Annotated in this window: 9 protein-coding genes; 7 read left to right on the top strand and 2 right to left on the bottom strand. The window is 66.7% G+C overall.

What is annotated here, in order from left to right; genetic code table 11:
- The first annotated feature begins 1 nt into the window (after nucleotide 1).
- Genes def (J0F76_RS07430) through fmt form a run of 3 tightly spaced genes read left to right on the top strand, consistent with a single transcriptional unit; the run spans nucleotide 2 to nucleotide 1,992 of the window.
- Complete coding sequence (gene def, locus J0F76_RS07430) at nucleotides 2-526, top strand: peptide deformylase (protein WP_207467364.1); 525 nt, start codon at nucleotides 2-4, stop codon at nucleotides 524-526.
- Between the two features lie 12 nt (nucleotides 527-538).
- Entirely contained in the window at nucleotides 539-1,039 is a 501-nt protein-coding gene (gene def, locus J0F76_RS07435) for a peptide deformylase (protein ID WP_207467366.1), read from the top strand.
- Between the two features lie 59 nt (nucleotides 1,040-1,098).
- Complete coding sequence (gene fmt / locus J0F76_RS07440) at nucleotides 1,099-1,992, top strand: methionyl-tRNA formyltransferase (RefSeq protein ID WP_207467368.1); 894 nt, start codon at nucleotides 1,099-1,101, stop codon at nucleotides 1,990-1,992.
- Nucleotides 1,993-2,063: 71 nt separating this feature from the next.
- Here the strand turns inward: fmt and secA are convergent, their stop codons facing one another.
- Nucleotides 2,064-4,781, bottom strand: coding sequence for a preprotein translocase subunit SecA (gene secA, locus J0F76_RS07445; protein ID WP_207467394.1), 2,718 nt, complete (start codon nucleotides 4,779-4,781; stop codon nucleotides 2,064-2,066).
- A gap of 199 nt (nucleotides 4,782-4,980) precedes the next feature.
- Here secA and J0F76_RS07450 point away from each other — a divergent pair, with 199 nt between their 5' ends.
- The 4 genes from J0F76_RS07450 to J0F76_RS21150 all read left to right on the top strand — a co-directional run bounded on the left by J0F76_RS07450 (nucleotide 4,981) and on the right by J0F76_RS21150 (nucleotide 7,718).
- Complete coding sequence (locus J0F76_RS07450; RefSeq protein ID WP_207467370.1) at nucleotides 4,981-5,820, top strand: peptidylprolyl isomerase; 840 nt, start codon at nucleotides 4,981-4,983, stop codon at nucleotides 5,818-5,820.
- Nucleotides 5,820-7,073: a bifunctional glutamate N-acetyltransferase/amino-acid acetyltransferase ArgJ gene (gene argJ / locus J0F76_RS07455; protein WP_207467396.1), complete on the top strand. Its 1,254-nt coding sequence runs from the start codon at nucleotides 5,820-5,822 to the stop codon at nucleotides 7,071-7,073. The genes J0F76_RS07450 and argJ overlap by 1 nt, the downstream gene beginning before the upstream one ends.
- Nucleotides 7,070-7,468 (top strand): 8-oxo-dGTP diphosphatase MutT, encoded by a 399-nt coding sequence (mutT, locus tag J0F76_RS07460; RefSeq protein WP_207467373.1) that lies wholly within the window; start codon nucleotides 7,070-7,072, stop codon nucleotides 7,466-7,468. Before argJ ends, mutT begins: the two co-directional genes overlap by 4 nt.
- A gap of 121 nt (nucleotides 7,469-7,589) precedes the next feature.
- Nucleotides 7,590-7,718, top strand: coding sequence for a hypothetical protein (locus J0F76_RS21150; protein WP_268866570.1), 129 nt, complete (start codon nucleotides 7,590-7,592; stop codon nucleotides 7,716-7,718).
- An 84-nt stretch (nucleotides 7,719-7,802) separates the two neighbouring features.
- Here J0F76_RS21150 and infB read toward each other — a convergent pair.
- The coding region (gene infB, locus J0F76_RS07465) for a translation initiation factor IF-2 (protein WP_207467375.1) at nucleotides 7,803-9,800 on the bottom strand (1,998 nt) is incomplete at its 5' end.

Here is a 9,800-nt window from a genome sequence, read left to right on the forward strand (position 1 = left end):
CATGAGCAGCCTGCGCCCCATCCTGATCCATCCCGACCCGCGCCTGAAGAAGGTCTGCGAACCCGTGGCCCGCATCACGCCCGAAATCGAGGCTTTGGCGGACGACATGCTGGCGACCATGTATGACGCGCCGGGCGTGGGCCTGGCCGCGCCCCAGGTGGGCGTCCTGTGGCGCGTCTTCGTGATGGACGCGACCCGCGATCCCGAGGTGGAGCGCAACCCGCTGGTGCTGGTCAACCCCGAGGTGACCTGGGAGTCGGAGGAGTTGAACACCTACGAGGAGGGCTGCCTGTCGATCCCCGACCAGTATGCCGACGTGACCCGGCCCAGGCAGGTGCGGCTGCGCTGGCTGGGCCTGGACGGCAAGACGCACGAGCAGGACTTCGACGGGCTATGGGCGACCTGCGCGCAGCACGAGCTGGACCACCTGAACGGCGTGCTGTTCATCGACCATCTGTCGGCCATCAAGCGGCAGATGATCACCCGCCGGATGATAAAGCTGAAGCGGGAAAAGACCCGTGCCTAAGGGCGGTTGCTGATGGCTGTTCGCGCTTTTCTGCCCTATTCCGACCGGCGCCTGCACATTGCGGCCGAACCGGTCGAGGCGGTGAACGAAACCGTCCGCATGATCTGGGACGACATGGTTGACACCATGGAGGCGATGCCGGGCGTGGGCCTTGCCGCGCCGCAGATCGGGATCATGCTGCGGCTGGCGGTGGTGGATGCCTCAGACAAGCGAGGGCAGGTGGTGCGGATGGCAAACCCCGAGGTTCTGCACGCCAGCGTCCAGTTCCGCAGCCACGAGGAAGCCAGTCCCAACCTGCCCGGCGTGTCCGCCCCCGTCACCCGCCCCCGGGCGGTCACGGTGCGGTTCCTGAACGAGGTGGGCGCCGTCGAGGAGCGCGATTTCGTCGGGCTTTGGGCGACCAGCGTGCAGCACCAGATCGACCATCTGGACGGGCGGGTCTATGTCGATCACCTGTCGCCCCTGCGGCGCAAGATGCTGGTCGCGAAATCGGCGAAGCTGGCGCGGCGGTGAGAAGGCCGGGGCGCTGCCCCGGACCCCGGGATATTTGGGCCAAGATGAAAGGCTTTCCGATGCGCGTGATCTTCATGGGAACGCCCGAGTTTTCGGTGCTTGCCTTGCGGGCCATCGCCGCGCGGCACGAGGTCGTCGCGGTTTATTCGCAACCGCCGCGCGCAGCGGGGCGGGGGCAGAAGCCGCGGCCTTCGGCGGTTCATGCTGCAGCCGAGGAACTGGGCATCGAAGTGCGCACGCCCTTGCGGTTGCGTGATCCGGCGGATCAGCAGGCTTTCGCAGCGCTTGAGGCTGATGTGGCCGTCGTCGTCGCCTATGGGCTGATCCTGCCGCAGCCGGTGCTGGATGTGCCGCGTTTTGGTTGCCTGAACATCCATGCCTCGCTGCTGCCGCGCTGGCGGGGGGCGGCGCCGATCCATCGCGCTGTTATGGCGGGCGATGCGGAGACCGGCGTCGCGATCATGCAGATGGAGGCGGGGCTGGATACAGGGCCTGTTCTGGCCGAGGCGCGCACAGGGATCGGGGCCGGGGAGACGACCGCCGATCTGCACGACCGGCTGTCGATGATGGGGGCGGCTCTCATCGTCGACGTGCTGGACCGGCTGCCCTTGCCCGCCGCCCCGCAGGCGGGGGAGGGTGTGACCTATGCCGCCAAGATCGACAAGGCCGAGGCGCGGGTGGACTGGACGCGTCCGGCTGCCGAGGTGGACCGGCTGATCCGGGGCCTCTCGCCCTTTCCCGGGGCATGGTGCGAGATCGAGGGTGAGCGGGTGAAATTGCTGCGCAGCCGGGTTGTCGCGGGACAGGGGGCACCGGGGCAGGTGCTGGGCGGCTTTACCGTTGCTTGCGGTGATGGAGCGGTCGAGGTTCAGGAAGCGCAGCGTTCCGGCAAGCGTCCGATGACGGCCGGAGAGTTGCTGCGCGGGTGGACGCTGCCCGCACAGTTGGACTGACCTGTCCGGGCCGCGCTTCGGCCTTGACCGTGGCGGGGTTCATCCCCGCCCGGCAGGGCCGAAAGCTTCCCTCAGATCGCGCCGTGGCAGTGCTTGAACTTCTTGCCGGACCCGCAAGGGCAAGGGTCGTTGCGCGACGGGTTGCCCCAGGTGGCGGGGTTCTGTTCGTCGAAGCCTGCGACCAGCGGTTCTGGCTTGTCCGCATCGTCGTCGGACTGCCGTTCCGCCCCATGTTCCATCGTCAGGTGTTCCTGCGCGGCCTTCTGCTGCTGGGCCATCTGGCGCAGCATTTCCTCGCGCTCGGCCTCGGTCAGGGGGCGAATTTGGGCAAGGCGCTGCGTCACGTCGAAGCGCAGCCCGTCCAGCATCGTCTCGAACAGCTGGAAGGCCTCGGTCTTGTATTCCGACAGGGGGTCGCGCTGCGCATAGCCGCGGAAGCCCACGACGGATCGCAGATGTTCCAGCGTCAGCAGGTGGTCGCGCCATTTCTGGTCGATCATCTGCAGCAGCACCTGCTTTTCGATGTTGCGCATGTTCTCAGGCCCGAAGGCCTGCGCCTTGTCGGCCATGTAGGTGTCGGTCGCCTGTTCGATCCGTTCGCGGATGGTGTCCTGATCGACGCCCTCCTCGGCCGCCCAGTCGGAGACGGGCAGGTTCATGTTCAGGCGGTCGCGGATGGCGGTCTTCAGGCCCTCGATGTCCCACTGTTCGGGATAGGACTTCGGCGGCATGAATTCGTCGACCAGGTCGTCGATCACCTGGTGGCGCATGTCGGCGGCGATCTCGTCCACCTCATGGCTGTCCATGATCTCGCGGCGCTGGCTGAAGATCGCCTTGCGCTGGTCGTTCATCACGTCGTCGAACTTCAGCAACTGCTTGCGGATGTCGAAGTTGCGGCCTTCCACCTTGGCCTGGGCGCGTTCCAGCGACTTGTTGACCCAAGGATGGACGATCGCTTCGCCTTCCTTCATGCCCAGGGTGGACAGGACCTTGTCCAGGCGTTCGGATCCGAAGATCCGCATCAGGTCGTCGTCCAGCGACAGGAAGAACAGCGAGCGGCCCGGATCGCCCTGGCGGCCCGAGCGTCCGCGCAACTGGTTGTCGATGCGGCGGGATTCATGGCGTTCGGTGCCCAGGACGAACAATCCGCCCGCCGCCAGCACCTTCTGCTTGTCGGCGGCGTGTTCGGATTCGATCCGGGCGCGGATTTCATCGGGGTTCGCCTCGGGGTCGGCCTTCAGGGCCTCCAGCACCTTCATCTCGACGTTGCCGCCAAGCTGGATGTCGGTGCCGCGGCCGGCCATGTTGGTGGCGATGGTCACGGCGCCGGGCTTGCCCGCGTCGGCCACGATCTGAGCCTCGGCCTCGTGCTGGCGGGCGTTCAGGACGTTGTGGGGGATGTCCTGCTTTTGCAAGATGCCCGACAGCATCTCGGATTTCTCGATGCTGGTGGTGCCGACCAGGGTGGGCTGGCCCTTGGCATGGGCCTCCTTGATCGCCTCGACCACGGCGGCGTATTTCTCGTTGGCCGTGCGATACACGCGGTCGTGTTCGTCAAGGCGGGCAATGCCGCGGTTGGTGGGAACCTCGACCACGCCCAGCTTGTAGATCTCGGCGAATTCCTCGGCCTCGGTGGCCGCCGTGCCGGTCATGCCCGCCAGCTTGTCGTAAAGCCGGAAGTAGTTCTGGAAGGTGACGGATGCCAGCGTCACGTTCTCGGGCTGGATCTGCACGCCTTCCTTGGCCTCGATCGCCTGGTGCAGCCCGTCGGACAGGCGGCGGCCCTTCATCATCCGGCCGGTGAACTCGTCGATCAGCATCACCTCGCCGTCGCGGACCATGTAGTGCTGGTCCTTGTTGAACAGCTTCCAAGCGCGCAGGGCCTGGTTGGCGTGGTGGACGATGGTAGTCGATTCCGGGTCGTAAAGCGTCTGCCCCTCGGGCAGGATGCCGTCGGCCTGCAGGCGGGTTTCCAGGAACTCGTTGCCTTCCTCGGTGAAGGTCGCGTTGCGCGCCTTCTCGTCCAGCTTGTAGTGTTCCTCGGTCAGCAGCGGGATGTACTGGTTCAGCGTGACGTAAAGCTCGCTGCGGTCTTGGCTCGGGCCCGAGATGATCAGCGGCGTCCGCGCCTCGTCGATCAGGATCGAGTCCACCTCGTCCACGATGGCGAAGTTGTGGCCGCGCTGGACCATCTCGGCAACGCTGCCCTTCATGTTGTCGCGCAGGTAGTCGAAGCCCAGCTCGTTGTTGGTGGCATAGGTCACGTCTGCGGCATAGGCCTGACGCTTCTCGGGCTCGGGCTGGAAAGGATAGACGACACCGGTGGTCAGGCCAAGCTGGCGGAACACCTTGCCCATCCACTCGGCATCGCGTTTCGCCAGATAGTCGTTGACGGTGACGACATGGACGCCCTTGCCGGTCAGGGCGTTGAGGTAGGCGGGAAAGGTCGCGACCAGGGTCTTGCCCTCGCCAGTCTTCATCTCGGCGATGTTGCCGCCGTGCAGGAAGATGCCGCCCATCAGCTGCACGTCGAAGGCGCGCAGGCCAAGCGCACGGCGCGCGCCTTCGCGGCAGTTGGCGAAGGCCTCGGGCAGGATGTCGTCCAGGCTTTCGCCCCCCGCCACGCGGTTCTGGAACTCGCGGGTCTTCTCGACCAGTTGCCCGTCGCTCAGCGGGCGGAACTGATCCTCCAGCGCGTTGATCCGGGCGATCAGCCCGCGCGTGCCCTTGACCTTGCGGTCGTTGGGGCTTCCAAAGACCTTCTTCGCCAGATTACCGATGCCGAGCATGTAAACCTTCGCAATCACGTTGTTGGGAAAGGCGATCCCGGCCGGGCCTACTTGCCGCGACCTGCCGCATTGCCGTATCAGGAGCCTGAACGAAAGCGGCGGCGGCGCCTTCCACGGAGTTGGTCCGGGATCTATGCCTCGCCCGCCCCACTGTCAACGCTGGCCCCGATGCGCGGGCAGAACAAGCGAAGGGACCCCCATGCTGAAACCGTCGATCCTGGCCGCGCTTCTGGCCACGGCCCTGCCTTTTGCCGCCATGGCCCAGGACAAGGGCGCCGATACGGTCGTGGCCACCGTGAACGGCACGCCCATCACCCTGGGCGAGATGATCGTGATGAAGGAAGCCGCCGCCCAGGACCCCCAGATGGCCTCCATGGGCGACGGCGCACTGTACGAGATCATGCTGGACCAGCTGATCCAGCAGACCGCCGTGGCCGGCGCCGGCAAGGAGAACGCGGGCGTGCGCGCCCAGTTGGAAATCCAGCGCCGCAACACGCTGGCCGCCGCCGCCATCGCCGAGGTCACGAAGGCCGAGCCGACCGATCAGGACATCCAGGCGTCCTATGACAAGCTGTTCGCCTCGGCCGAGCCTGCGACGGAGTATTCCGCCGCCCACATCCTTGTCGATACCGAGGAAAAGGCGAAGGCGATCAAGGCGGAACTGGATGGCGGCGCGGATTTCGGAACGCTGGCCGAACAGAACTCGACCGGGCCCAGTGGCCCGAACAAGGGCGACCTGGGCTGGTTCACCGCCGACCAGATGGTCGCGCCCTTCGCCGATGCGGTGAAGGCGATGGAAAAGGGCCAGATCTCGGACCCGGTGCAAACCGACTTCGGCTGGCACGTCATCAAGCTGAACGACACCCGCCTGCGCGAGGCCCCCAAGCTGGAGGAGGTGCGCGACCAGATCGCCCAGATGGTGCTGCGCGAAAAGGTCGAGGGTGAAATCCAGCGCCTGACGGGCGAGGCCAAGGTCGAGAAGACCGAGGGCATCGATCCCGCCTGGTTGAGCAAGACCGACCTGCTGGAGGCCGAATGATGGGAAAGGCCGGGCTTCCCGTGTCGCCGCTGGCACCCGCCGGGTTTCCCGACCTGCCGGTGATCGACGGCGTCCAGTTCGCCAGCGGTGCCGCAGGTGTGAAGTACCAGGGCCGCACCGACGTGACGCTGATCCGCATCGCGCCGGGATCGACGCTGGCGGGCGCCTTCACCAAGTCGTCAACCCGCGCGGCCTGCATCCTGGACAACCAGGCCAAGCTGGCGCAGGGGGGCGATGCGCCAGACGGGGCGGCGATCATCGTCAACTCGGGCAATGCCAATGCCTTCACCGGAGCGCGCGGCCAAGAATCGGTCGATGCCGTGACCGGCGCGGTGGCGCAGGCCACGGGCGTGCCGGCGGATCGGGTGTTCTCGTCCTCGACCGGGGTGATAGGAGAGCCGTTGCCCCATGACCGCATCATCGCCATCGTGGATGAGCTTGCGGCCTCGCTGGACGCGGGCGGCATCGCCGACGCGGCCCGCGCGATCATGACGACCGACACCTTCCCCAAGGGCGCCTCGGCGGTCGTGGCGGGCGAAGGCGGCGAGATCCGCATCGCCGGCATCGCCAAGGGCTCGGGCATGATCGCGCCGGACATGGCGACGATGCTGGTCTATGTCTTCACGGACGCGGCGATTGCCTCGCCCCTGCTGCAGCAGGCGCTGTCGTCGGGGCTGGACAGCACCTTCAACGCCATCACGGTGGACAGCGACACCTCGACCTCGGACGCGCTGGTCCTGGCGGCGACCGGGCGCAGCGCGGCCGCGCCGATCACGTCGCTGGACGGCGGCGCCGGTGCCGCCTTCGTGACGGCGCTGCATGGCGTCATGCGCGACCTGGCGCAGCTTGTGGTCCGCGACGGAGAGGGCGCCACGAAGTTCGTCGAGGTGCAGGTGACGGGTGCCGCGTCCGACGCCGACGCCCACAAGGTCGCCATGGCCATCGCCAACTCTCCCCTGGTCAAGACGGCCATTGCGGGCGAGGACGCCAACTGGGGCCGCATCGTCGCCGCTGTCGGCAAATCCGGCGCAAAGGCCGACCGCGACCGGCTGACCATCCGCTTCGGCGACATGGTCCTGGCCGAGAACGGCTGGCGCTCGCCCTCCTATGACGAGGACAAGGCCAGCGCCTACATGAAGCGCCAGGACCTGGTGATCGCCGTCGATCTGGGCGTGGGGCAGGGCGCGCGCACCGTGTGGACCTGCGACCTGACCCACGGCTATATCGACATCAACGCCGACTACCGGTCGTGAAAACCGTTCTTGTCGCCGCCGTCGCCCTGATCGATGCCGACGGGCGCGTGCTTCTGGCACAGCGCCCGGAAGGCAAGTCCATGGCGGGCCTGTGGGAGTTTCCCGGCGGCAAGGTCGAGCCGGGCGAGACGCCCGAGGCCGCCCTGATCCGCGAGCTGCACGAGGAACTGGGGATCGACACCTGGACGTCCTGCCTGGCGCCGCTGACCTTCGCCAGCCACGGCTATGACGACTTCCACCTGCTGATGCCGGTCTATGCCTGCCGCCGGTGGAAGGGAATCGCACACCCGCGAGAGGGGCAACGGCTGGCCTGGGTTCGCGCAGGGGATTTGCGCAATTACCCTATGCCGCCCGCAGACATCCCGCTGATCCCGATGTTACAAATGTGGCTTTGATGTCGCAGATCGGGGGTCCGATATCCAATCTGCCCGCAAAATGTCGTAGATCGCCGCTTCGTTAATTCTTTGTGAGCGGTTTCATGACAGAATGAAAACAGAGGGAACAAGAGGGCTTGACATGATTCGCACGATTTCGATCGGCAGCCATATTCTCGTCCAGGGGCTTTTCGAATGTCTGGCCCCGAACGGCAACATGGTGGTCCGCATTGGTACAAGAACCTTTGAAGGAAAGCCGGTAACGCGCTGACCCGACAGGCACCACGACACGACGATGAGGAAAGGGGCGGCCATCACGGCCGCCCCTTTTTTCCGTTCCGGGACAAGCGCCGCCTTACAGCGTGCGCTCGACCTCCTCGCGCTCGAAGATCTCGATGACGTCGCCGGGGCGAATGTCGTCGTAGTTCTCGAAGGCCATGCCGCATTCCTGGCCGGACTGGACTTCCTTGACCTCGTCCTTGAAGCGCTTCAGCGTCTTCAGCGTGCCTTCGTGGATCACCACGTTGTCGCGCAGCAGGCGCACGCCCGCCGAACGGCGCGCCACGCCTTCGGTGACCAGGCAGCCCGCGACCTTGCCGACGCCCGTGACCTTGAAGACCTCGCGAATTTCGGCATAGCCGATGAAGTTCTCGCGCACCTCGGCCGACAGCAGGCCCGAGGCCGCCGCCTTGATGTCGTCCACCAGGTCGTAGATGATCGAGTAGTAGCGGATCTCGACACCCTTCTGGTTGGCCGAATTGCGGGCCGGGGCATTGGCGCGGACGTTGAAGCCGATCACCGGCGCGCGGCTGGCCTCGGCCAGGCCGATGTCGGATTCGGTGATCGCGCCGACGCCGTAATGCAGCACGCGGACGCGCACCTCGTCGTTGCCGATCTTTTCCAGCGCCTGGACGATCGCCTCGGCCGAGCCCTGCACGTCGGCCTTCACGACCACCGGCAGTTCGGCCACGTTCTCGTCCGCCTTGGCCTTGGCCATCAGCTGTTCCAGCGTGGTCGCGGCACCGGCTGCGGCGCGCTTGTCCTTGGCGGCCTGGCTGCGATAGTCCGCGATCTCGCGGGCCTGCGCCTCGGTCTCGACCACGTTCAGGACGTCGCCCGCCTCGGGGGTGCCGTTCAGGCCCAGGACCTCGACCGGGACCGAAGGCCCGGCCTCGTCCACGCGCTCGCCCTTGTCGTTGATCAGCGCGCGGACCTTGCCCCACTGCTCGCCCACGACAAAGATGTCGCCGCGGCGCAGGGTGCCGTTCTGCACCAGAACGGTGGCGACGGGACCGCGGCCCACGTCAAGCTGCGCCTCGATCACCGCGCCTTGGGCGGCGCGGTTCGGGTTGGCTTCCAGTTCCAGGATCTCGGCCTGAAGCGCGATCGCTTCCAGCAGGTTGTCCAGGCCCTGGCCGGTCTTGGCCGAAACCTCGACGTCCTGCACGTCGCCCGACATCTCCTCGACCACGACCTCGTGCTGCAGCAGCGCGGTGCGGACCTTGTTGGGGTCTGCCGTCGGCTTGTCGATCTTGTTGATCGCCACGATCATCGGGACGCCTGCAGCCTTGGCGTGGTTGATCGCCTCGACCGTCTGCGGCATCACGGCGTCATCGGCGGCAACCACCAGCACGACGATGTCCGTGACCTGCGCGCCGCGCGCCCGCATCGAGGTGAAGGCCGCGTGGCCCGGCGTGTCCAGGAAGGACAGCACCGCGCCGGATTCGGTCGTCACCTGATAGGCGCCGATGTGCTGGGTGATCCCGCCCGCCTCGCCCGAGACGACGTTGGCGTGACGGATCGCGTCCAGCAGCGAGGTCTTGCCGTGGTCCACATGGCCCATGATCGTGATGATCGGCGGGCGCGGCTGCAGATCCTCGGCCTTGTCCTTGACCGTGTCGATGACCTGTTCCACGTCGGCGTCCGACACGCGGACGGCCTTGTGGCCGAATTCCTCGATCACCAGTTCGGCCGTGTCGGCGTCGATCGGCTGGTTCATGGACACCATCATGCCCATCTTCATCAGCGTCTTGACCACGTCGGCGGCGCGTTCCGCCATGCGGTTGGCCAGTTCCGACACCACGATGGTCTCGGGCAACTGCACGTCGCGCACCTGCTTTTCGGCGCGCACGCTGCCCATGGCCTTCTGCCGGGCGCGGTCCTGCTTGCGCTTCATCGCGGCGAGCGAGCGCTGACGCCCGCCTTCGCCCTCAAGCGCCTGGTTCAGCGACAGGCGGCCGGTGCGGCGGCTTTCGTCGGCCTTGGCCTTGGCCTTGGCATCGCTGTCGCCGCCGGCATCGCGGCGGACGCGGTCGGTCCGGCGCGGGCCGGTCGCGACGCCGGGCTTTTCGGC

Source organism: Paracoccus fontiphilus, assembly GCF_017356265.1.
Lineage (GTDB): Bacteria > Pseudomonadota > Alphaproteobacteria > Rhodobacterales > Rhodobacteraceae > Paracoccus > Paracoccus fontiphilus.

Coding starts and splice junctions, on each gene's coding strand:
- J0F76_RS21150 (WP_268866570.1), top strand. CDS start 7,590: ATGATTCGCACGATTTCGATCGGCAGCCATATTCTCGTCCAGGGGCTT.
- def (WP_207467364.1), top strand. CDS start 2: ATGAGCAGCCTGCGCCCCATCCTGATCCATCCCGACCCGCGCCTGAAG.
- J0F76_RS07450 (WP_207467370.1), top strand. CDS start 4,981: ATGCTGAAACCGTCGATCCTGGCCGCGCTTCTGGCCACGGCCCTGCCT.
- def (WP_207467366.1), top strand. CDS start 539: ATGGCTGTTCGCGCTTTTCTGCCCTATTCCGACCGGCGCCTGCACATT.
- argJ (WP_207467396.1), top strand. CDS start 5,820: ATGGGAAAGGCCGGGCTTCCCGTGTCGCCGCTGGCACCCGCCGGGTTT.
- fmt (WP_207467368.1), top strand. CDS start 1,099: ATGCGCGTGATCTTCATGGGAACGCCCGAGTTTTCGGTGCTTGCCTTG.
- secA (WP_207467394.1), bottom strand. CDS start 4,781: ATGCTCGGCATCGGTAATCTGGCGAAGAAGGTCTTTGGAAGCCCCAAC.